Below are 21766 nucleotides of genomic sequence, written 5' to 3' on the forward strand. Positions count from 1 at the left end.
GCCTAACCAGCTATGGCGTGGCGCTTCGCAGCCTGGACGAGGCGCGGGTCGAGCGCGGCCGCCACATTGCGGATAAGGAGGCGCGCGGTCTCAGGCACGCTGACTTTCAGACCATCGATGACGCACAGGTCATGCGCCTCAAGCTGACGCATCCGCGCTAGCGCAGCGTCGAACTCATGGCGGTCATAGCCGAAGCGATGCAGCACATCGCCCAGATCGACTTTCAGATCACAGAGCAGACGCTCGATCGCATAGGCCCGCATCTCATCCTTGCCCGTCTTCGCAATGCCGCGAGCGATAGGCAGCTCGCCGTCCAGCACGCTATTGCGCCATTCCAGAAGGCCCTTCTGGCCCTGGGCATAGCCTTGCGGGAAGCCTGAGATCGCCGTCTGCCCGATACCGATGAGGTAGCGGCTCTGATCGTCCGTATAGCCCTGGAAATTGCGCCGCAGCCGTCCATTGGCAGCCGCGATGGCAAGACTGTCGGTCGGCAAGGCGTAGTGGTCAAAACCGATACTCGCATAGCCTGCCTTTTCGAAGATGCGTTCGGCGACCTCAGCCTGACGCATACGCTGGGCGAGACCCGGAAGGTCCGCCTCGGCGATGGCGCGCTGGTGCTTGGCGAACCAAGGCACGTGCGCATAGCCGAAGACTGAGATGCGGTTGATACCCGTCTCAGCGCAATAGTCGGCCGCTTCCGCAACATCGGCTTCGGTCTGAAGCGGCAAGCCATACATGAGGTCAGCATTCAGCGCCCGGATGCCGACCCGTCGAAGCGATGCGATATGCCGGGTGATCATCGAGCGCGGCTGGATCCGGTTGATGGCCTTCTGGACAGGCAGGCTCAGCGTCTGAACGCCGAGGCTGGCACGCGTCACACCGCTATCGGCCATCGCCTCGATCATCCCGTCACTCAGGACGCGGGGGTCGAGCTCAACTGAGAGCTCTGCATCTGCTGCAACCCGGAACCGTGAACGGATATGCCGAGTGAGGCGCCGGAAATCGTCTGGCGACAGCGCGTTCGGTGTGCCGCCGCCAAAATGAAGATGGCGGACCTCGCCCTCACCGATCTGCTCGGACCAGAGATCGACCTCTTTCAGAAGGACGTCGAAATAGGAAGCGATCCGGTCATAGCCGTTGGGGACAGAGGTCGCGCAGCCGCAATACCAGCAGAGCTTCCGGCAGAACGGGATATGAACATAGACGGAGAGACCTTCGCCTTCCTCGATTGCAGACAGCCATGACTTCACCGTTTCAGCAGTCACGGATGCGTCGAAATCAACCGCGGTCGGATAGCTTGTATAGCGGGGCACCTGCGCGCCAGCGAACTCGATCCAGTCGTCTCTCATGCCTGCCAATCCCTTGCTTCGGTCTTGGCAGAAAACTAGCTGCGGAGCGGTTGAGGGTCTTTAGGTAGACCTACTTACAGGCCTGTTCGGCGGGGTGATCCTCATCGATCAGGATGCGGGCTGCGGCGCCGTCCGGGTCATCGAACTGGCCTTCGCGCACCGCCCAGATGAAGCTGACGAGGCCAACCAGACCCAGCATCAGAGCAACGGGAATAAGAAAGGCGAGCATTTCCATATCAGGACCTCTTCCAGCCGGGCCGAAGCGCATTCAGCGTCACAATAATGGACGACCCCGACATGGCGATCGCCGCGACAAGTGGTGTCGCAAAGCCTGCAACCGCAATCGGCACCGCGATGAAGTTATAGACCGCAGCCAGTGAGAAGTTCTGCACCATCCGGCGGCGGGCAAGGCTCGACGCGTCGATCATGGTCAGGATCGCGCCGAGGCCCGCTCCCGTATAGACACCATCACTCGCAGACTGGCTGACATCCATGGCGCCGCCCGGCGCGAGCGAAGCATGCGCCAGCGAAAGCGAGGCAGCGTCATTGAGGCCGTCGCCGATCATCAGAACCTTGCGTCCTTCCGCGCGCAGCTCTTCCAGTCGCGCAACCTTGTCGGCCGGGCTTGCGCCCGCGCGCCAGTTGGTCACCGACAGCGCCGATGCAATCGTGGCAACCGCATCTGGGCGATCGCCCGACAGGATCTCGACACTGATGCCGCGGCGACGCAGCGTTTCGACGACATCGCCCGCGCCGGGGCGCAGCGCATCCTCGAACAGGAAGCGATGAGGGGCCGCATTGCCCTCGACATACCAGAGCTGAAGGCTGGTAGTGGCAGCAGAGGCTTCCTCGCCAACCCATTCGGCAGAGCCGAGACGGCAGCGAACGCCATCAATCTCAGCCTCGAGACCAAGGCCCGGATGCTCCTTCACATGGGCAGCGACGCTGCCTGCGCCAGCCGCGGCGACGAGCGCGCGTGACAGCGGATGGCGGGACGCGCGCGCAAGACGTGCGGCGCGCTGGAAGATGTCCTCATCGTTGGAACTGCGGACAAGCTCAGGCTCTCCGAGGGTCAGCGTGCCCGTCTTGTCGAAGACGACGTGATCACACTCTGCAATCCGCTCAAGCGCATCGCCGGAGCGAAGGAAGACACCTTTACGGAACAGGCGACCGGCGGCGACCACCTGCACGACAGGCGCGGCCAGCGCGAGCGCGCAAGGACAGGTAATGATCAGCGTCGAGACAGCGATCATGATCGCTTCACGCACCCCTGCCCCAGCCAGAAGCCAGCCAATCAGGGTTAGCGCAGCGGTAGTGTGAACCAGCGGAATATAGAGCGAGACCGCCTTGTCTGCGATGCGGCGATACTTGGAGCGACGCTGCTCACCCGCCTCAAGCATACGTGCGATATCGGCGAGCAGAGAATCGCTTGCGGCTGAGATCGCGCGCCCGCGCAGGGGCTGCGTCAGATTGATTGAGCCCGCAAAGAGCCGCGCTCCGGGCGCAATGGCACGCGGCAGGCTCTCACCGCTGACGAGGCTCTCATCAGCCTCGCTGACACCGTCCAGCACATCGATATCGACGGTCAGGCGCTCGCCCGGCGCAACCAGCACGATATCGCCGGCGATGATTTCATCGGCACGTACAGAGCGCGCTTCAGTGCCTTCCAGACGGGTCACGGTACGCGCCTGCAGGGCCGCCAGATCGTGCGCGGCGGCATGGGTCCGTCTGCGGAGGCGCGCATCGAGGAAGCGGCCGATGAGAAGGAAGAAGAGCAGCATGACAGCGGCATCGAAATAGGCATGCTCGCCGCCCCGGATTGTCTCGGTGACACTCACGCCAAGGGCGAGCAGCACGGCGAGCGAAATCGGCACATCCATATTGGCATGGCCGCGGCGAAGCACTGACCAGGCTGACTGGAAGAAGATACGGCCCGAAAAGAGCGCGGCCGGAAGGGCAATGGCGCCAGAGATCGCATGCATGACCCGCCGGGTCGTCTCACCCATCTCTCCATGACCAGACCAGATCGAAACAGAGAGCAGCATGACATTCGCTGCCGCGAAAGCTGCGACAGCCATGGCGATAAGCAGCTTGCGCTCCTCGCTCTTGGCCGCGCTGTCTGCCGCGTCGGGCGCGAAGGGGGCGACACCATACCCAAGCGCGGACACCGTTCCTGCGACGTCGTTTGCCGAGAGGTCACCGCGCCAGCGTACATCAAACCGACCATTGGAGAGGTTGAGGCGCGCCTGCGTCACCCCGGGAAGGGCCTGCACGCTCTTCTCGATCTTGGAGAGGCAGCCAGCGCATTTTGCGCCGCGCACGGTCAGCTGGAGTGTGTTGCCCTCAGGCAAGCGGCGGACGAACGCGCTGATGTCGCTCGCATGCGCCTGTTCAGCGGGTGCGAGCCCGCTGGGGCAGCCTGCAGAGGGATTACCTGCAGTGGTCACGGCACCCTCACATCCTTGCGCGCTTCGATTGTGACGTCGCCGGACATATCCGTAGCGGTGACGATCATCTCCCACTGACCGCTCTCAAGCTCTGGCAGGTCGGCGCGGTAGAGGCCGGGCGTGCCAGCAGCAGCCAGCGCGACGGTCACATCCTGCGCGCCCGTCGTAAGCCGGCGCAGCTTCGCCTCAACGCTAAGGCCGCCGACAGGCGCGCCGTCTGCATCTGCGACCTGCACAGCAACAGCTTCCAGCCCCGACAGGCCTGCCCGCACCGTCCAGCCAAGCTCTGCCTGCGCACGGCGCGCTTCGAGCGTCTGGTTATAGTTGAGGCCCTGAAGATAGGACTTCTCGACATCCTCACCGGGGAAGCTGGTGATCGCCGAATAGAGAAAGAAACCGTTCACCGTGAACATGACGCCGAAGAAGGCGAGCATGATCAGGAGAACGTGCCAGCCCTTGAGCTGGCGTTCACGCGGGGCGTCGATGAGCGTTGCGGTGGTCATGATCTAGTCTCCCGGCGCCATGAAACTCGTGCGGTTTCCATGGAGCTCGCCTGTGGCTGTGTCCTGAAGAAGAAGGGTGAAGTGGTCGCGCCCGCCTGCGGTTTCCTGCGGCACGGTCACGAAGATGCGGTAGCGGTCCACACCATGGGCTGCGACTGGCAGGAAGATACGGCCTGCCTCAGTGGCTTCGAGACCGATCACTTCCAGCTCAAGCCCATCAATGCCATTGGCTTCAAGGCTCATTTCGCGCGCCTCGCCGGACTTGTTGACCAGCTTTAGCGTATAGCCGTTGCGGACGTCGCCGTCAGACAGGCGCACATAAGGCGGCGAACGGTCCTTCAGTACGTTGACCTCAAATGTGCCTCGATTGAGCAGCCCCCAGGCCATCAGCACCGCAATGGCGACCATCAGCGCCGCGTAAAGCACGGTCCGCGCACGGATCAGGCGGTACTGCGCCGGCATGCCCGCTGCGCGCCGCGCAACGGCAATGTCCGTGTCATAAGCAATGAGACCGGTCGGGCGCTCGACCTTCTTCATCATCTCATCGCAGGCATCGATGCACAGCGCGCAGTGGATACACTCAAGCTGCGCGCCGTCGCGGATATCGATCCCCATCGGGCAGACCTGAACGCACTGCTTGCAGTCAATACAGTCACCGCGCCCTTCCCAGCTCTCACCCTTGCGGTGAGGGCCGCGCGGCTCCCCCCGGTCATAGCGATAGGTGACATTGAGGGCGTGCTCATCGGTCAGTGCGGCCTGGATGCGTGGCCACGGGCATAGATAGGTGCAGACCTGCTCACGCATGGTCCCGGCAAGCGCATAGGTCGTCCCCGTCAGGATGGCCGCAAACCAGTAGGCCGAGAGCGGCGCCTCGCCGATAAAGAAGGTCTGCGCGATCATCTGGGCATCATGGAAGTAGAGAATGAACGCGCCGCCCGTCACAAAGGCGATCAGCAGCCAGACCGCATGCTTGCCAACCTTCCGCCAGGCCTTGTCGAAACTCATCGGCTTGGCATCGAGCCGCATGCGCGCCGCCCGGTCCCCCTCAAACGCCCGTTCAACCCAGATATAGAGGTCGGTCCACACCGTCTGTGGGCAGGCATAGCCGCACCAGACCCGCCCGAACAGCGATGTCACGAGGAACAGGCCAAGCGCGGCAAGGATCATCAGGCCTGCGAGATAATAGGCCTCCTGCGGCCAGATCTCGATCCCGAAGAAGAAGAACCGCTCACCCGCAAAGTCCGCCAGCACCGCCTGGTCAGGAACCCCTGCCCCGCGGTCCCAGCGCAGCCATGGCACCAGGTAATAGATGCCCAGCATCCCCGCCATGGCGACCCATTTCACCGTCCGGAACTTGCCATGGGCAAGCTTCGGATAGATCTGCTTGCGCTTGGCATAGAGATCCTGCGGCGGAGGGGCCGGTGGCGGAGACTTTGGCGTTATGAGGGTGACGCGGCTCATCGGCTCTGCCCCTACTCCCCGCCGCCAAGCGAGTGGACATAGACCGCCAGCGACTTGATCGTGGCCTCGTCGAGACGCTCACCCCAGGCAGGCATGTGCGCATTGCGGGCGTTGTAGACGGTGTTGTAGACATCGCGGTATTCGCCGCCGAACACCCAGATATCGTCCGTCAGGTTTGGTGCACCGACAGTGCGGTCGCCGGTCCCGTTGTCGCCGTGGCAGGACGCACATTGTGCAGCATAGATATCGGCGCCGCGATTGCTCGCTGCCTCATCCACCTCGCGGCCAGATAGCGACAGGACATGATTGACGACATCGTCGATCTGCTGACGCTCCAGAAGCCGGTCGCGGCCGAAGGCTGGCATAAGGGAGAACCGCGTTTCCGGGTCTTCTTCATGCCGAATGCCGTGCTGAAGCGTGTACTGGATGCCCTCAAGCGTACCCGACCAGAGCCAGGCATCGTCGGCGAGCGTCGGATAGCCCTTCGCGCCCCGGCCGCCCGCGCCGTGACAGGTGGCGCAATTGTCCCCAAAGGCGCTCTCGCCAGATGCCATTGCAAACTGCTGCAGCTCACGGTCCGTCTCGATTTCTTCGAGGCTCGCCGTCAGTAGGGCTGCGCCAGATGCGCTACGCTGCGACCGCAGGCTTTCAACCTGCTCAGCCACCGCGATCCGGTCAGATTGGCCTGCAAGGCCACGCGTATTGGTGCCAAGACCCGGCAGGGCCGGAATGGCTGGCATGACGACCATATAGCCAATCGAGAAGGCGATGGTGCCGTACCAGATATAGAGCCACCAGCGGGGGAGCGGGTTGTTCAGCTCCTTGATGCCATCCCATTCGTGGCCCGTGGTCTCTACGCCGGTTGGTTGGTCGATATCCTTGTGGTGTTCACTCATCTCCCGGCTCCCGGTCTGAAAGTGGAAGGCTTGCCGCCTTGTCGAATTTCTTCTGGTTTTTGGGCCAGAGCGCGTAGGCCAGAACGGCGGCGAAAATCGCCACGAAGTAGATCAGGCCGCCGGTCTGGGCGAAGCTGGACAGTCGTTCGTACATGTCACTTTCCCCCTAGCGCGCGTTCATCAGGTCTTCGGCTTCGTAGGTGGAGAAATCCACCAGCGTGCCGGTCATCTGCAGGTAGGCGACGAGCGCATCCATCTCGGTGATCCGGTCTGGATCCTGGTCGAAGTCGCGGATCTGGACGGTGCCTTCGCGGCCGGATGCTTCGGTGTAGCGAGCCACCAGCGCGTCCTGCTCATCGAAATAGATGTCGGGGTCCACCTGGGCCCGAAGGTCCATGCTGGCATTCTCGATCATCTCGTCGGTGTAGGGAACGCCGACCGCACGAAGCGCTTTCAGGTCATCCTGGATATTGCGGAAGTCGAGCGACTTCTCTGCCAGGAAGGCATAGGGCGGCATGATCGATTCCGGCACCAGGGCACGCGGGTCGATCAGGTGATCGACATGCCATTCGTCGGAATACTTGCCGCCGACGCGGGCAAGGTCAGGCCCCGTCCGCTTCGAGCCCCACTGGAACGGGTGGTCGTACATCGACTCTGCCGCCAGAGAGTAGTGGCCATAGCGCTCCACCTCGTCGCGCAGCGGGCGCACCATCTGGCTGTGGCAGACATAGCAGCCCTCGCGCAGATAGATGTTCCGGCCAGCCACTTCGAGCGGGGTGTAGGGGCGCATGCCTTCCACCTTCTCGATGGTGTTCTCCATGTAGAAGAGCGGTGCCATCTGGATAAGCCCACCGATCGAGACCGTGATCAGGATGCCGATCGTCAGGATGAGCGAGTGGCGTTCGAACACGCCGTGTTTGTTGAGCAGTCCCATTGTTCTCGACGCTCCTATTCGGCCGGCTGCAGCTCAGCGGCTGCCGGTGGTTGGCTTACGGGATTTGCATCGGCGGGCTGGTTGATGCGCTCATGGCCCATCGCGGTCCGGATCAGGTTGTAGGACATGATCACAGCGCCGCTGAGGTAGAGCAGGCCGCCCACCATGCGGATGATGTAGCTGATATGCTTGGCCTCGACCGTTTCCACGAAGCTGTATTCGAGGAAGCCGAAGTCGTTATAGGCGCGCCACATCAGGCCTTCCATGATGCCCGCGAACCACATCGACACGATGTAGAAGACGATACCGATCGTCGCGAGCCAGAAGTGCCACTCGACCAGCGCCATCGAGTAGAGGCTCTTGCGCTTGTACAGCCACTGGGTGAGGCAGTAGAGCGCCCCGAAGGAGATGAAGCCAACCCAGCCGAGTGCACCGGAATGCACGTGGCCAATGCCCCATTCTGTATAGTGGCTGAGCGAGTTCACCGCCCGCACCGACATGAGGGGGCCTTCGAAGGTCGACATGCCATAGAAGGCGAGCGAGACGACCATCATGCGGACCACAGGGTCGGTGCGAAGCTTGTCCCAGGCGCCCGACAGGGTCATCACGCCGTTGATCATGCCGCCCCAGCTTGGCATCCACAGCATGATCGAGAAGGTCATGCCGAGGGTCTGCGCCCACTGCGGAAGAGCGGTGTAGTGAAGGTGGTGCGGACCTGCCCAGATATAGATGAAGATCAGCGACCAGAAGTGCACGATCGACAGGCGGTAGGAATAGACTGGCCGGTCCACGCGCTTCGGAATGTAATAATACATGATGGCGAGGAAGCCGGTCGTCAGGAAGAAGCCGACAGCATTGTGGCCATACCACCACTGGGTCAGCGCATCCTGCACGCCCGCGAACAGCTGATAGCTCTTCGACGATCCGAGCGAGACCGGCAACGAAAGGTTGTTCACGATGTGCAGCATCGCGATGGTCACGATGAAGGACAGGTAGAACCAGTTTGCCACATAGATATGCGGCTCTTTCCGCTTCCAGAGCGTGCCGAGGAAGATGATGAGATAGGCGACCCAGACGATGGTCAGCCAGAGGTCGGCATACCATTCTGGTTCGGCATATTCCTTCGACTGGGTAATGCCCATCAGATAGCCGGTCGCGGCGATCACGATGAAAAGCTGATAGCCCCAGAAGACGAACCAGGGCCACATGCCGCCGAACAGGCGCGCGCGGGTGGTGCGCTGGACGACGTGGAAGCTGGTGGCGAGAAGGACGTTGCCACCGAAGGCAAAGATCACGGCCGACGTATGGAGCGGACGTAGCCTGCCAAAGTTCGTCCAGCCGAGCTCCTCAACATAGAAGAGATTTGGCCAGGTCAGCTGACACGCGATGAGAACGCCGACCAGAAGGCCTGCGAGCCCCCAGAACATGGCAGCGGCCACACCGAATTTGACGAGCGTGTCCTCATACTGGGTCTCATCAAAGGGATTGCGGTCGCCGAGCTTGCCGGCCCAGAGCGCAATCCCCACCAGCCAGGCGATGATTGCGGAAAAGAACAGGAGCGCGTGAACGCCCATCAGATTGTCTGCTGCGTTACCGGCGATCAGGATCGCCAGGACAGCGAAGACGCAAAGGAAGGCCGACACCATTCCGGTGCTGCTGTCCCTTGCCCCTCTCTTAAGGATGCTGGTGCTCAATTTGCCTACCCCTCAACATTCAGACGCCACCAGAAGCGGCGGCTGTCTCATCATGGCTGAGGGATTACGTAAGGACCGGGATGTCCGGTATACGGGCTCATACGTATGGGCCAGCCTGTCGCAGACACAGTAGGTTGCGGGCAATAGGAGGCCCCCGCATGAACCGTGTCATCATCTTCACCGTCGGGTTGGCCATTGCGATGATCGCGTGGCCGCAAGTCCAGTCGCATCACCTGCGCAGTGAATTGCTGCCGCTTGCCTGGTGCTCGTCGTCAGGCCAGGCGCCAGGCACGCAAAGCCTTTTCGGCATGCATTGCGTTTGGTGTCCGGTCTTCGTCTCCGGTATCGCCGTCATGATCGTCAGCCCGTTCCTTCAGCATGCGCGCATGCTGATGCAGCGGCTGGCCCGGGTCATGCCATGAGAAATCAGCACCTGCCGTCACGCTACTTGTTGACCTCCCGGCCCTGCCTGTCGCATTGCGAATGTGCAGACGGACGGGGTGTGAACACTGAAAAGCCGGGACCAGATCTACGATATGGCGGAGATGGACGTTGACGCGCTCCATCAGCACTTCCGGTCCATCCTCCAATCGGTGCCGGATGCCATGGTCGTCATCAACGACGCCGGGATCATCACGGCTGTCAGCAAGGCGGCAGAGACCCTGTTCGGCTATGAAGTGGACCAGCTGCTCGGCCGCAATGTCAGCATCCTCATGTCGCCCACCGACAAGTCGCAGCATGACGGCTATATCTCGCGCTATCTTCGCACAGGCGAGCGCCGCATCATCGGCATCGGTCGCACGGTCACGGCAAGGCGCGCAGACGGCTCCCTGTTTCCGATCGACCTCAAGATCGGCGAAGCCAAGATCGGCGATCACTATCTCTTCACGGCATTCATGCGGGACCTGACCGAGCAGCGGCGCAATGAAACGCGCATGAAGGCCCTGCAGGCCGAGCTCGTCCATTTCTCGAGATTGAGCTCGGTTGGGACGATGGCATCTGCCCTCGCGCATGAGCTGAACCAGCCGCTCACCGTCGTGACCAATTACCTTGAAGCGGCCCGCGACATGCTCGACGCGCCGGACGAAGAAACCATGAAGATGGTGCAGGAAGCGCTGAACGAAGCGGCGAAGCAGTCTGTTCGTGCAGGCCAGATCGTCCGGAAGCTTCGAGATTATGTCTCTCGCGGCGAAGTCGAGAAGCGTCCGACAGATCTCGTCCCACTGCTCGGCGACGCCGTCGCCCTCGTCCAGACCGAAATGAGCACAGCAACAGGTGCCATCTCGGTCAGCGTGGCGGAAAGCACGCCGCATGTGATGATCGACCCGATCCAGATCCAGCAGGTCATTATCAACATCGTGCGCAACGCCATTGAAGCGATGGGGACGCAAATCGATCCGAAGATCGAAATCCGCGCAATGATCGGCGGCAACGGCATGGTGCTCGTCACCATCGAAGATAATGGCCCCGGTATCGACCGGGAGGTGTCCGAACACCTCTTCCGCCCGCTTGCCAGTTCCAAGTCCACGGGCATGGGCCTTGGCCTCTCCATCTGCCGCACCATTGTCGAAGCGCATGGCGGCACCATCGAGGCAATGCCCGCAGGCGACACGGGAACGCGTTTCGCCTTCACGCTTGAACCTGTAGAAACTGACGCATGACCGATTCAGAAAAGCCGCTCGTCCACCTCGTCGACGATGACGAGGCTATCCGCCATTCCGCCAGCTTCATGCTGCGCCTCGCAGGCTACCGCGTGCAGACCCATCCGGACGGGGTGAGCTTTCTGGCAAAGCTCGACGATCTGGAATCAGGCTGCGTGCTTCTCGACGTCCAGATGCCGCAGATGAATGGCCTCGCGGTTCAAAAAGCCCTTAATGAGCGCGGCTGCGAAATGCCGATCATCGTCCTCACCGGACATGGCGACGTGTCCGTCGCAGTGCAGGCCATGAAGGCGGGCGCGGTCAACTTCGTCGAAAAGCCTTATGAAAAGCAGGTCCTGCTTCAGGCGATCAATGAGGGGTTCGAACACCTCGACAGTCTCCACCAGGGCGCGGTCCAGAAGGCCGAGGCTGAAAAGCGCCTCGCACATCTCAGCCCGCGTGAACGCGACATCCTTGATGGCCTCGTCGACGGGCTGACCAATAAGGGTATCGCCAACTCACTCGATATCTCACCGCGCACGGTGGAAATCCACCGCGCCAACATGATGGACAAGCTTGGCGTGGACAGCCTTTCTGCCGCCCTTCGTATCGCTTTCGCCGCCGGGCTCGGCGCCAGCAGCTAGGCGACTTGCAGACTACCAGCTAGTCCGCATTTCGCCGCCGCCGCAGCCAGACTGGCTTGCGAAGGCGCTATGCACACCGCCGCCCGGCACATCACAGCGTCCGCCCATGCCCATACCGGCCGGACCGAAGGCCATCTGCTGGATGCCTTGCGCCAGCCCGCCTGACCCGAATGGCACACGGATCTCAAGCCGCGCCGTCTCCGCCCGGAAATCTCCGGCGCCCACACCTGCGATCCCAACCTCAAGACGCACCAGAGGGCCCCACTTGGTCTGTGTCGCCACGCCAATCCGCGCATCGGCACGAAGGTCGGTTTCATCGCTGCTCAGGAAGCCGCTCTCAGTCAGCAGGTCAGCGCTGTCATAGTCCCAGATGGCATCGAGGCGGCCGCTCAGCTGTAACCAGCCGCCATCCCGGAACTCATTGCGCCACGCCACTTCAGGCCCCGCCCGGAAGCGGCCGAGGCTGATATCCTGCGACGGGATCTTGATACCAAGGCTGTCGAGATAGGCAGACTGGGTTTCCTTATACTGGGTGATGCCTGCCTGCGGACGAACCGTCCAAGGTCCAGAGCGAAGCTCGCCGGTCACATTGGCCTGAACCATGATGCGCTGGGTATCAAAGTCATCACTATAGAGGCCAAGCGGGTTCACGCGGTTATCCGACTCACCGAACATGGCGAGGCCATCGACAGTCAGGCTGTCCTTCACACGCCAGACGGCATAGGGACCCGCCATCCAGCCATTGCCCTGCACCTGCGCCCCCCGCACAGCGCCAGCATCGGTGAAGACTTCGCGCGCCTCATCCTCCATCCAGTCATACTGGGCCATCGCACCAATGATCAGGTCGTCACCGAGGAGGTAGTCCACGCCGAGTTGCACAGCGGCAAAGTCGGTCTTTGACCGCTCACCGGCCCGGTCATCGCGCACACCGGACGCTTCAGCCGCCAGCCAGATGTCCCAACCGTCGAGGAACGGCGCATCCGAATTGCCGAACCGCGCGCCGCTATCAGCCTCCTCAGCGGCGACGGCGTTGCGGGCGCCAGCCAGAGAGACACTGAAGTCCATCTGGTAGAACCCCGCCCCCGACGCGTTGGCCGACATGCCGCCCCGCTGGGCCGAATTGCGCTCAGCAAAGCGGCGCGACAGCTCTGGCGCAGCGTCGATGATGCGGTCAGCCCGGCGGAACAGGAAGTTGCGGATCGCGCGCTGGGTCGCCAGCCTTACGGCATCCTCATCGCGCACATTCTCAAACACGCAGACTATGCTCTCGCCCGGGTCGACATCCACGGTCGCCGTGTCGGTGACCGGGTCATAGCGCGTCGCGCCGTCCAGATCGCCCGAGCAGTTGAAGGCCTCCACCCGCCAGCCCGGAGGCGCGGTCTGGGTGATGTCATAGCTGCCGAACAGGATGTCGCCGCTGCCCGCACTCGCCCGGTTATTGCTCGTCGACAGGGTCAGATTATTGAATGCCGGCACGTCGGAAACATAGGTAAAGCTCGCTTCACCAGACGGCCCCGGCGGCGTCGTCGCGATCAGCTGGACATTGCCGAAACGCTCCTGCACGGCGACATTCACCGGCAGCTCCACCAGGATCGTGCCCGGCCGAAGGCCCACGCCAACCGCGCCGCCACCGCCCGACTGGACTGGCTGACCATCAGCGCCGCCAAGCGAAGCGAAGGCAACAGGCGCATCGCCCACCGTCACAGTAACCGTGCCGACATAGTCGCCCGCGCCGAGGCTGTTCACCTCATCATTGAGGCTGACCGACAGGTCGAACGTACCAAGCGGTGAGATCGTGCCCGATAGCGGCGTCACCGTGATCCACGGCACATCGACCTGCACCGTGAACGGAAGTGGCGCGCTGCCCGGATTGGAGATGGTTGCAACCGTCGCCGCCTGTTCAGGGTCAGCAATGTCGGAACTCAGGTCGATGACCACTTCAGGAATTTCGGAAACAGCGGCCAGAGACACACTCGCCTCAAGGCTATCATTGCCCGCCGCGTCGACACCCGCCGCTGCCGCGACCGCAATGCTGACGGTCCCTGGCGCCGATGGCGTGATCAGCGCCGTATAGACCGATCCGCTGGTCGCCGCGAAATTGCTCGCCGCTGCATTCCCGAGGACGATATCCGCCAGCTCGAAACCCGTCACATCCTCGGTGAAGGTAAAGGTCGCGGTGAACGCCCCCGTTGTTTCGGCATCCGGGAAAGTGATGGAGAGACCCGGCGGCGTTGCGTCAGCAAGGATTGAGAATTGAGCCGCCACCTTGTTGCCATTCCCGGCCGCATCCGTTGCCACATCCGCCGCAATGTCGAGCGTAACGGCGCCATCGGCCGCCGGCGTGACATCAGCGGTGAAAACCTTCGCGCTCGTCGAGGCAAAACTGGCGAGCGTCCCATTTGCGACCGTGACATCTTCAGCGGCAAAACCGGTCACGTATTCGTTGAAGGTGAAGGTGACCGGGAAAGACCCGGGCACAGGGCCGGCAGCGGTGCTGGAGATCACGATCGACGGCCCGATGGAGTCATTGTCCAGGACGATCTGGTTATTGTTGGTCCCGGTCGGGGTTTTGATGATGAGCGCATTGCCCGCGGCGTCCAGCAACTGGACCGCATCTGCGACAGTCAGCGTCACCGTCCCATTCAACTCGGCAAGGTCGCCGCCCGCCAAGGTCAGCCTGTAATAGTCGGCACTGATAGGCTCGAGGCTGAGCGTTGCCGAAGTGCCAGCGACACTGAAGTCAGCCGCACCGACTGACGCGCCGTCCATTGGCTCGCTGAAACGCACGCCCCAGGCCAGCGTGTCGGCATCGGTCGGGCTTTGCGTCCCTTCGAAAAGGTCGATGCTGGTGATGGTCGGCGCCGTATTGTCCAGCGTATAGCTGTTCTCATTCGTGCCTGACGGCTCACCGCTCAGCAGCGGGTTGCCGAACTCGTCGGTTGAGCCGGCCTTCATGGTGATCGTGACCGGGCCGTTGACGCTCGCAAGATCGCCGCCCGATGCCGTCACATAAAATCCGATGCTGTAGCGTTCGACAGACAGCGTAGCTGTCGTCCCTGTCAGCGTGAATTCGCTCGTCTTCACATTATAGAGCGGCGAGATATTGCTGAACTGGAAGTCCCAGACCAGCGTATCGGCATTGGTCAGCTCGCTTGTCGGGGCGGACCGGGTAATCGACGCGAGAATGGGGCCGCTATTGTCGACTGTATAGGTCTGGTCAGTGGCTGGCTCTCCGGCAAGGAGCCGATTGCCGGCAAAATCAGTAATCCCGAACATCAGGACTGGCGGTGGTGGCAACTGCTGGTGTGCGCCGATATCGCCGCCGACTGCCAGATCCAGACCAACAATGCCATTATAGGATGCAAGGTCGCCACCTGAAACTGTCAGCAGAAAGGCCTCGCCGCTGAATCCGCGAGCCCCTTTGCGAGGCTGCTGTACCTGGACCTTCATGCCCATATCGCCGAGGTCTCGCTCGCCTCCAAGGGCCGCCATTTCCGTGCCCGTCGCCGTGGTACCCGTCACCTGGAAGCTGCTCGTCCCGACACCGCGTACAGGCTCACTGAACGTGATCTTGAAGACCAGCTCATCGGCATTGGTGTTTTCGTCCAGCGGTGTGTAGCGCTCGAAAGCCGTCACCATTGGCGGGGTGGAATCGTTCTGGACGAAGTAGGTGATGTCCTCCAGGCCAAGCGGCGTATTGTTGACGAGTGCATTTCCTGCAACGTCGGCGATTTGCCGCTCACTGTTGAAACTTAGAACTACCGTTCCGTCGAGATCAGCCAGATCACCGCCCGACACAGTCACCTCGAAAACGGTAGAACTGAAGCTGTTCACCGATAATGTTCCGGTCGTGCCCGATACGGTGAAATCAGCCGCTGATATCGTCGAAACATCCATCGGCTCATTGAACTCGACGCGCCAGGTCAGGCTGTCGGCATCGGTGTTGATCGCAGAGGGTGAAAATCGGGTGATCGACTGAATGCGCGGCGCAATTACATCGGTCACGGTCAGGGAAGCGGATGCTGCGCCGCTATTGCCAGCAGACGAGGTGAGGTCGCCGGTCGTTTCATTGAATGTACCGGCCTGGTCCGAACTCACCAGCACCTTGATCGTACAGGAAGCGCCCGCCGCGACGGTGCCGCCAGAATAGGAAATGGAGCTGCTGCCCGCCGCCGCGCTTAGCGTACCGCCTGTACACGTGGTAGACGCGTTGGGCGTGTCATGCACTTCCAGTCCTGCGCTCAGATTATGCGTAAAAGCCAGCGAAGTCGCCTCGCTCGCCCCGTCAAGCACATTGGCGATCGTATAGGTGATCTCCGCGCTGTCAGTATTGTCTGTCGAGCCGGGATTGAACGTCATGCTGAAGGTCGGCGGCGGAGCTACAAAAGTGAGCGTCCCGGTTGCTGGGGAAGCCGTTTCCGCATTGCTAGAGAGCAAGCCCGTCGCAAGTACAAACTCACCAGCAGAACTGGAGGTCACATCAACCTTAAATTCGCACGTATCTCCGGCGCCAACCGTCCAACCCCTTGCCGAAAAAGATGTGGGGCCACTGGAAGTATCTGCCTTGTCGTTGTTCTGACAGGTTGTGGACTTATTCGAGGGGCTCGCCGTGGTCAGGGGCGTCGACCAACTGTGGCTGAATTCAAAGCCATTAACAGATGAAAAATTAGCTGTTGCATCGACGGTGTATACAATTGTCGCTGTTTCACCGGACACGAATGTCGTTTTCGGCGAGCCTGCACTGTCCTCGAAGGACATGGTGAAAAGCGGTGCTGGAGTTTGGGCGACAAGGGTCGCTGAAGAAGTTGTGCCAGTTCCTACAGAACTGCTCAGGGCGCTCGATGTCATGTTGTAAGTGTTGGGGCCGAATGGCACCACATCTATTTCGAAGATACAGCTAGCGCCTGCCGGCACCTCATATCCACTGACGCTGTACGAGGAAGTAAATCCGCCGCTCAAGTTAATACTGGAAGACCCAGTAGTGTTGCAGGTGGTCGTGGCCACTTCCGGCGTCGTCAGACGCAGATTGGTCGGTAGATTATGGGTGAAAGCCAGATTGCTGACGACGAAGCCATTACTAGAGTTATCGATGGTGTGGATCAGGGTGACTGTCTGTCCTGTCTGCACATTGCTGACTGGATTTCCGCTTTCGTCTACGACCTGAAGCGAAAAACCGGGCGACGTCCCGACCGCATGAGCGGCGCCAGCAATCCAGACCACGCTTGATAGCGCTGCAAGCCGGGTCACGCGGCCAATCCAGTTAATCGTCTTCTTCACCATAGCCATGTGCGTCCCCCCACCCAGTCTGGTCCCGAGCGCGAGGCTAGAGGCCCGGAACGGGGCGTGCATCACCCGAACGGGTGAGTGGGCGGCGATTATTCAAAGTATTGACTTGCCTGCCTGCCTGGCACATCACCGCGCCCAGATGGTGCCCCTCTAACAGGGGGCTAAGAGGGAAGCCGGTGTAAATCCGGTGCTGTACCCGCAACTGTCAGCCAGGAGCTGATGGCCACCAAGCCACTGAGGCGCAATGCTTTGGGAAGGCGGCCAGACGCTGTGATCGGCAAGCCAGGAAACCTGCCATCGCCTGTCGTTTGCCCAAGGCCGGGAAAAGCCAGCGGGCGCGGAGTATCTCCGTTTTTCGACAATCCGTCTGCCGCGCGCGCAATGCACGTGGTTTCGTATTGTATGCGCGCTGCGGCGCGCCATCGGAGTCGTATCTATGCGTCGACCAATCCTGCTGGCGACTGTCGCCACACTTGCTATCGCCCCCCTTTCCTTTGCCCAGACACCTGATGAGCGCCGCCTCGACACCGTCACCGTGTCCGGCCTTCAGCCTGTTGATCTGGCCACGTTGACCGAAGACGTCGCCATCCTGACCGAAGATGACCTTGCCGTGCGCGACACGCCTTTCGTCGCGGACCAGCTGCGTGCCGTTCCGGGTGTCGCCATCTCGCGCTCAGGCTCGCTCGGCGGGCTGACGCAGGTCCGCATTCGCGGCGCAGAGGCCAACCACACGCTCGTCTTCCTCGACGGTATCGAATTCTCGGACCCGGTCACCGGCGAGACCGATTTCGGCCTTCTCTCTGGTCTCGATATCGCCCGTATCGAAGTGCTGCGCGGTGAGCAGTCCTCGCTCTATGGCTCTGATGCGATTGGTGGGGTCCTCTCCATCGAGACCTCCGACCAGCCCGGCTTCAATGCCGAGATTGAGGCTGGCTCGCGCGAGACTGTGAATGGCTCGGCTGGCTTCAACACAGCCTCTGAGCGCTTCAATTTTGGCGGCGCCGTGTCCGGCTTCACGACAGAAGGCGTCGATAGTTCGGGCCTCGGCGGTGAAAAGGATGGCTCTGACAGCCTCGCCGTCCTCGCGCGCGGCGGCGTGGAGCTTGGCACCGGCTGGAACCTGTCGCTTCTCGCCACCTATCGCGAAGCTGAATCCCAGTTCGACAGCGACACCGATTTCGACGGGCTCCTCAACAATGTCGACCGCACGACAGACAGCGAGCAGACCATTGTCGGCGCGGCTCTGACAGGCAAGACCGGCCGGATCGATCACGTCTTCCGCGCCAATCTCAATGAGGTCGACCGCACCAATCGCGCCGACGGGACCTATACGGACTCCACATCTGGCGAACGCACCAAACTCTCCTGGAGCCCATCCATCACGGTTGGAGAAGGTAGCCTCGTCCAGACCTTCAGTGCCCTCGTCGACCATGAAAGCGAGGACTATGAGCGCCGCTCGACCGACCTTGCCTTCGGTGACCCGAACCAGAGCCAGAGCTTCGAAACCTTCGGCATCGCAGGCGAGTACCGCCTCACGCTCAACGCGCTGCAGGTGAACGCATCGGCCCGCTTCGATGACAATGATGGCCAGTTCGAAGATGCCGTCACATGGCGCGCCGGCGCAGCCTACAGCTTTGACTTTGGCGGTCGCCTGCGCGCCTCGGCTGGCAGCGGCGTGAAGAATCCGACCTTCACCGAGCTCTTCGGCTTCTACCCGGGCAGCTTTATCGGCAATCCAAACCTCGAACCTGAAAAGTCGACAAGCTGGGAAATCGGCTGGGACCAGACATGGGACCAGTTCAGCGCCTCGATCACCTATTTTGAGGCTGAACTCGAAGACGAGATCTATACCGCTTTCACCCCGACCTTCATGTCGACCGCAGCCAACCGGGCGGGTGACAGCAAGCGCTCCGGCGTTGAAATCGGAGCCAAATGGTCGCCCACCGATCGTCTCGACATCACTGGCCAGTTCACCTCCATCGACAGCGAAGCCGATGATGGCAGCGATGAAATCCGCGTCCCTGCAGACACGGCCAGCATCGCCGCCAACTGGCGGGTCAATGATAAGGGCCTGCGCATCGGCGCAGCGCTCGACTATGTTGGTGAGCAGGATGATTTCGACTTCGGCGCCTTCCCATCCCGGCGCGTGACCCTGGACGCCTATACGCTGGCTTCCCTCACAGCAGAGATACCGGTCACCGAACGCCTCGCCATCACCCTGCGCGGCAGCAACCTCTTCGATGAGCAGGTCACCGACGTCTATGGCTATCGCGGGCCGGGCGCAGGTGCCTTCATCGGACTGAAGCTGAGATAGCAATGATGAGGTTGGCGATCCCCTTTCTGGCATGTCTCGCCGCTGCGTGCAGCGCGCCCGTTGAGGCGCCCGGCACGCAGTCTGGTGAGCGGCCAATGCGGATCGTCAGCCTCGACTATTGCGCTGATCAGTATGTCCTGAAACTTGCCGACCCGGAGCAGATACTCGCCATCTCCCCCGGCGGGACAGGCAGCTTTTCCTATATGCGCGAAGCCGCCAAAGACTTCCCGACGGTCCGCGCGGATGCAGAAAGCGTCCTCGTGCTGAAACCTGACCTAATCGTCCGCTCCTATGGCGGCGGGCCGAACGCAGAAGCCTTCTTTGAGCAGGCAGGTGTTCCGGTTCTCAATGTCGGCTGGACCTCCACCATCGACGGCGAGGGCTCCACCTCCATACCGGGCGTCATCCAGCACATGGCAGACGGCCTCGGACATAGCGAGCGCGGCGAAGCGCTCATCGCGGAGTTTCACCAGCGGCTCGAAAGTGTTCAGGCTCGCAGCGACAACAAGACGGCGCTCTATATGGCGTCAGGCGGTGTGACCTCCGGCCCCGGGTCTCTGGTTCACGAAATGATCGAGGCGGCAGGTCTCCGCAATTTTCAGGAAACGCCCGGCTGGAATCCGATCCCGCTTGAACGGCTGACGCGCGAACGGCCGGACGTCACCGTGCCTGCGCAATTCTCTGAGCAAGGCGGTTTCACGCCTGACTATTGGAGCGCTTCCAGCCACCCAATCGCACACCGTCAGATACACCGTGGAAACACCGTCACTGTACCGGGTTCCTGGACCGCTTGCGGGGGCTGGTTCCTCATGGACGCCATCGAAGCCCTGGCCGATAGTGACGCCTCATGACCCCGAACCGCGCCCTCATCCCGGCTCTCCTAATTGCCTGTATTCTCGCCGTTTTCGCGGCCTGCCTCTTGGGGTCGACGCCCATGCCAATTGATCGCGTTTTGATCGCAATGTTCGGCGGCGGTGAAGCGGGAGACCGCATCGTCATCTGGCAAATCCGCCTCCCCAGAGCCCTGGCCGCCTTCGCAACCGGAGCCGCTCTCGGCATCAGCGGTGCGGCGCTGCAAGGGTTGTTGCGCAACCCGCTGGCTGAGCCGGGCGTGCTCGGCGTGTCGGCATCGGCATCGCTGTTTGCGACGTTCTCGCTCTATTATGGGCTGGTTGCGCTATCGCTCTGGGTCTTGCCGGTCGCCGCAATGCTCGGTGCGCTCGCAGCGACAGCGCTTATCGCGCTGGCAGCGATCAAGACCCGGTCGGTGGTGACCTTGATCCTTGTCGGTGTTGGGATTTCTGCCTTTGCAGGCGCGGCGATGAGCCTTCTCATGAACCTCGCTCCGACGCCCTTTACACTGTCAGACATGATCAACTGGATGCTCGGATCTGTGGCCAATCGCAGCTTCCGCGAGCTTGGCTTTGCAGCGCCTTTCATCCTTGGCGGCGGGGCCATCCTGCTGGCCTCGCGCCGCGGTCTCTCTGCCCTGACACTCGGCGAGGAAGCGGCAAGCGGTATCGGCCTGAACCTGCGCAATCAGCGTATCCTGACGGTGCTTGGGGCTGGCATCGCGACAGGAGGGTCGGTCGCACTTGCCGGCGCCATCGGCTTTGTCGGCATCGTCGCGCCGCATATCATCCGGCCGTTCGTCGGCCATGATCCGGCCCGGTCTCTTATCCCTTCCGCCCTGTTGGCCGGTCTGATTCTGGTGCTCGCCGACATCGGTGTGCGCATCCTGCCGACCGTGAATGAGCTGAAGCTCGGCGTCGTCGCTGCCCTTATTGGCGCGCCCGCCTTTATATGGATTGCGATGGGAAGGCGCGCGATCCATGACTGAACTCGTCGCCGAAAAACTGAGCGTCCACGCAAGCAAGACCGCGCTCGTCACTGAGGCCAGTTTCCGCGTTGGCGCAGGCGAATTCATCGCGCTGATTGGGCCGAATGGCGCAGGCAAGACAAGCCTTCTGCGCGCCTCTCTTGGACTCGAAAAAGCCAGTGGCGGCAGTGCGAGCATAGATGGCGATGGCAGCCCAGAGCTTGCCCCAATGGAGCGCGCCCGGCGCGTCGCCTACCTTCCCCAGCAGCGCCCCCTCGCATGGCCGAACACCGTCCGCGATGTTGTCGCGCTGGGCCGTTTTGCCTATGGCGCAGCTCCCGGACGGCTCGGCGATCAAGATGCAGACGCGGTAGAACGCGCGCTGATGAAATGCGGGCTTGAGACGCTGGCTTCCCGCCAGACGGACACCCTATCCGGCGGGGAACTGGCGCGCGTGCACTTCGCCCGCGCGCTGGCGTCAGAGGCCGGACTTCTTGTCGCCGACGAACCGGTCGCTGCGCTCGACCCGCGTCACCAGTTTCGGATCATGGATATCATCCAGCAATACGTCGCTGCAGGCGGCGGCGCGCTTGTCGTTCTGCACGACATATCGCTGGCTGCCCGCTATGCGAGCCGCATGATCTGGATGAAGGACACCCGCATCGTCGCCAACGGCCCGGTCGAGGACACGCTGAGCGCAGAGCGCATGGCAGAGGTGTTCGGCGTTAAGGCGAAGGTCGAGGGCCGCGCGGTCGAGATCGAAGGCGCGGCCTAGGCCT

The 21766-nt window shown here is 61.8% G+C and carries 17 protein-coding genes and 1 riboswitch; of the genes, 7 read left to right on the plus strand and 10 right to left on the minus strand.

The genetic code is table 11. From position 1 onward, the window contains the following. Positions 1 to 2 precede the first annotated feature (2 nt). The 9 genes from hemN to ccoN all read right to left on the minus strand — a co-directional run bounded on the left by hemN (position 3) and on the right by ccoN (position 9236). On the minus strand, positions 3 to 1349 hold the full coding sequence (gene hemN, locus KUV46_03190) for an oxygen-independent coproporphyrinogen III oxidase (GenBank protein QYJ01408.1): 1347 nt from the start codon (positions 1347 to 1349) through the stop codon (positions 3 to 5). Positions 1350 to 1419: 70 nt separating this feature from the next. Next, complete coding sequence (gene ccoS / locus KUV46_03195) at positions 1420 to 1584, minus strand: cbb3-type cytochrome oxidase assembly protein CcoS (protein QYJ01409.1); 165 nt, start codon at positions 1582 to 1584, stop codon at positions 1420 to 1422. Position 1585: 1 nt separating this feature from the next. After that, positions 1586 to 3796 carry a heavy metal translocating P-type ATPase gene (locus KUV46_03200; protein QYJ01410.1) on the minus strand — a complete coding sequence of 737 codons (2211 nt, stop codon included), beginning with the start codon at positions 3794 to 3796 and terminating at the stop codon, positions 1586 to 1588. Further along, positions 3793 to 4299 (minus strand): FixH family protein, encoded by a 507-nt coding sequence (locus KUV46_03205; protein QYJ01411.1) that lies wholly within the window; start codon positions 4297 to 4299, stop codon positions 3793 to 3795. The genes KUV46_03200 and KUV46_03205 overlap by 4 nt, the downstream gene beginning before the upstream one ends. 3 nt (positions 4300 to 4302) lie before the next feature. After that, positions 4303 to 5760: a cytochrome c oxidase accessory protein CcoG gene (ccoG, locus tag KUV46_03210; GenBank protein QYJ01412.1), complete on the minus strand. Its 1458-nt coding sequence runs from the start codon at positions 5758 to 5760 to the stop codon at positions 4303 to 4305. A gap of 11 nt (positions 5761 to 5771) precedes the next feature. Beyond that, positions 5772 to 6656 (minus strand): cytochrome-c oxidase, cbb3-type subunit III, encoded by an 885-nt coding sequence (ccoP, locus tag KUV46_03215; GenBank protein ID QYJ01413.1) that lies wholly within the window; start codon positions 6654 to 6656, stop codon positions 5772 to 5774. Further along, entirely contained in the window at positions 6649 to 6810 is a 162-nt protein-coding gene (locus tag KUV46_03220; GenBank protein ID QYJ01414.1) for a cbb3-type cytochrome c oxidase subunit 3, read from the minus strand. The genes ccoP and KUV46_03220 overlap by 8 nt, the downstream gene beginning before the upstream one ends. A gap of 12 nt (positions 6811 to 6822) precedes the next feature. Further along, a complete protein-coding gene (gene ccoO, locus KUV46_03225) occupies positions 6823 to 7590 on the minus strand; it encodes a cytochrome-c oxidase, cbb3-type subunit II (protein ID QYJ01415.1) in 768 nt (255 codons plus the stop codon). Between the two features lie 14 nt (positions 7591 to 7604). Beyond that, positions 7605 to 9236 carry a cytochrome-c oxidase, cbb3-type subunit I gene (gene ccoN, locus KUV46_03230; protein ID QYJ01416.1) on the minus strand — a complete coding sequence of 544 codons (1632 nt, stop codon included), beginning with the start codon at positions 9234 to 9236 and terminating at the stop codon, positions 7605 to 7607. A 206-nt stretch (positions 9237 to 9442) separates the two neighbouring features. Here ccoN and KUV46_03235 point away from each other — a divergent pair, with 206 nt between their 5' ends. The 3 genes from KUV46_03235 to KUV46_03245 all read left to right on the plus strand — a co-directional run bounded on the left by KUV46_03235 (position 9443) and on the right by KUV46_03245 (position 11568). Further along, positions 9443 to 9706, plus strand: a complete 264-nt coding sequence (locus tag KUV46_03235) for a hypothetical protein (protein ID QYJ01417.1) — start codon at positions 9443 to 9445, stop codon at positions 9704 to 9706. A gap of 114 nt (positions 9707 to 9820) precedes the next feature. Further along, positions 9821 to 10945: a PAS domain S-box protein gene (locus KUV46_03240; GenBank protein QYJ01418.1), complete on the plus strand. Its 1125-nt coding sequence runs from the start codon at positions 9821 to 9823 to the stop codon at positions 10943 to 10945. Then, positions 10942 to 11568, plus strand: coding sequence for a response regulator (locus tag KUV46_03245; GenBank protein QYJ01419.1), 627 nt, complete (start codon positions 10942 to 10944; stop codon positions 11566 to 11568). The genes KUV46_03240 and KUV46_03245 overlap by 4 nt, the downstream gene beginning before the upstream one ends. A gap of 12 nt (positions 11569 to 11580) precedes the next feature. Here the strand turns inward: KUV46_03245 and KUV46_03250 are convergent, their stop codons facing one another. Further along, the gene (locus KUV46_03250) at positions 11581 to 15927 is read right to left on the minus strand and encodes an autotransporter domain-containing protein (GenBank protein QYJ01420.1); all 4347 of its coding nucleotides are present in this window, start codon (positions 15925 to 15927) and stop codon (positions 11581 to 11583) included. Between the two features lie 1050 nt (positions 15928 to 16977). Continuing rightward, a riboswitch (cobalamin riboswitch) is annotated at positions 16978 to 17168 on the plus strand. A gap of 122 nt (positions 17169 to 17290) precedes the next feature. On the opposite strand from KUV46_03250, the gene KUV46_03255 reads away from it, so the two are divergent. From KUV46_03255 to KUV46_03270, 4 genes are read left to right on the plus strand one after another with little or no spacing between them, the layout of a single operon-like run. After that, the gene (locus KUV46_03255) at positions 17291 to 19168 is read left to right on the plus strand and encodes a TonB-dependent receptor (GenBank protein ID QYJ01421.1); all 1878 of its coding nucleotides are present in this window, start codon (positions 17291 to 17293) and stop codon (positions 19166 to 19168) included. A gap of 2 nt (positions 19169 to 19170) precedes the next feature. Beyond that, the gene (locus KUV46_03260) at positions 19171 to 20019 is read left to right on the plus strand and encodes an ABC transporter substrate-binding protein (GenBank protein QYJ01422.1); all 849 of its coding nucleotides are present in this window, start codon (positions 19171 to 19173) and stop codon (positions 20017 to 20019) included. After that, positions 20016 to 21008 carry an iron ABC transporter permease gene (locus KUV46_03265; GenBank protein QYJ01423.1) on the plus strand — a complete coding sequence of 331 codons (993 nt, stop codon included), beginning with the start codon at positions 20016 to 20018 and terminating at the stop codon, positions 21006 to 21008. Before KUV46_03260 ends, KUV46_03265 begins: the two co-directional genes overlap by 4 nt. After that, on the plus strand, positions 21001 to 21762 hold the full coding sequence (locus KUV46_03270) for an ABC transporter ATP-binding protein (protein QYJ01424.1): 762 nt from the start codon (positions 21001 to 21003) through the stop codon (positions 21760 to 21762). The genes KUV46_03265 and KUV46_03270 overlap by 8 nt, the downstream gene beginning before the upstream one ends. Positions 21763 to 21766 lie beyond the last annotated feature (4 nt).

This window comes from Thalassovita mediterranea, assembly GCA_019448215.1.
In the GTDB taxonomy this organism is placed as follows: domain Bacteria; phylum Pseudomonadota; class Alphaproteobacteria; order Caulobacterales; family Hyphomonadaceae; genus Henriciella.

What these genes read in the sequence shown, in the direction of transcription:
- hemN (QYJ01408.1), bottom strand. Translation starts at nt 1,349, where the DNA reads ATGAGAGACGACTGGATCGAGTTCGCTGGCGCGCAGGTGCCCCGCTAT.
- ccoS (QYJ01409.1), bottom strand. Translation starts at nt 1,584, where the DNA reads ATGGAAATGCTCGCCTTTCTTATTCCCGTTGCTCTGATGCTGGGTCTG.
- KUV46_03205 (QYJ01411.1), bottom strand. Translation starts at nt 4,299, where the DNA reads ATGACCACCGCAACGCTCATCGACGCCCCGCGTGAACGCCAGCTCAAG.
- ccoG (QYJ01412.1), bottom strand. Translation starts at nt 5,760, where the DNA reads ATGAGCCGCGTCACCCTCATAACGCCAAAGTCTCCGCCACCGGCCCCT.
- ccoP (QYJ01413.1), bottom strand. Translation starts at nt 6,656, where the DNA reads ATGAGTGAACACCACAAGGATATCGACCAACCAACCGGCGTAGAGACC.
- KUV46_03220 (QYJ01414.1), bottom strand. Translation starts at nt 6,810, where the DNA reads ATGTACGAACGACTGTCCAGCTTCGCCCAGACCGGCGGCCTGATCTAC.
- ccoO (QYJ01415.1), bottom strand. Translation starts at nt 7,590, where the DNA reads ATGGGACTGCTCAACAAACACGGCGTGTTCGAACGCCACTCGCTCATC.
- ccoN (QYJ01416.1), bottom strand. Translation starts at nt 9,236, where the DNA reads ATGGTGTCGGCCTTCCTTTGCGTCTTCGCTGTCCTGGCGATCCTGATC.
- KUV46_03235 (QYJ01417.1), top strand. Translation starts at nt 9,443, where the DNA reads ATGAACCGTGTCATCATCTTCACCGTCGGGTTGGCCATTGCGATGATC.
- KUV46_03240 (QYJ01418.1), top strand. Translation starts at nt 9,821, where the DNA reads ATGGCGGAGATGGACGTTGACGCGCTCCATCAGCACTTCCGGTCCATC.
- KUV46_03245 (QYJ01419.1), top strand. Translation starts at nt 10,942, where the DNA reads ATGACCGATTCAGAAAAGCCGCTCGTCCACCTCGTCGACGATGACGAG.
- KUV46_03250 (QYJ01420.1), bottom strand. Translation starts at nt 15,927, where the DNA reads ATGACGTTCAATCCCGGCTCGACAGACAATACTGACAGCGCGGAGATC.
- KUV46_03255 (QYJ01421.1), top strand. Translation starts at nt 17,291, where the DNA reads ATGCGTCGACCAATCCTGCTGGCGACTGTCGCCACACTTGCTATCGCC.
- KUV46_03260 (QYJ01422.1), top strand. Translation starts at nt 19,171, where the DNA reads ATGATGAGGTTGGCGATCCCCTTTCTGGCATGTCTCGCCGCTGCGTGC.
- KUV46_03265 (QYJ01423.1), top strand. Translation starts at nt 20,016, where the DNA reads ATGACCCCGAACCGCGCCCTCATCCCGGCTCTCCTAATTGCCTGTATT.
- KUV46_03270 (QYJ01424.1), top strand. Translation starts at nt 21,001, where the DNA reads ATGACTGAACTCGTCGCCGAAAAACTGAGCGTCCACGCAAGCAAGACC.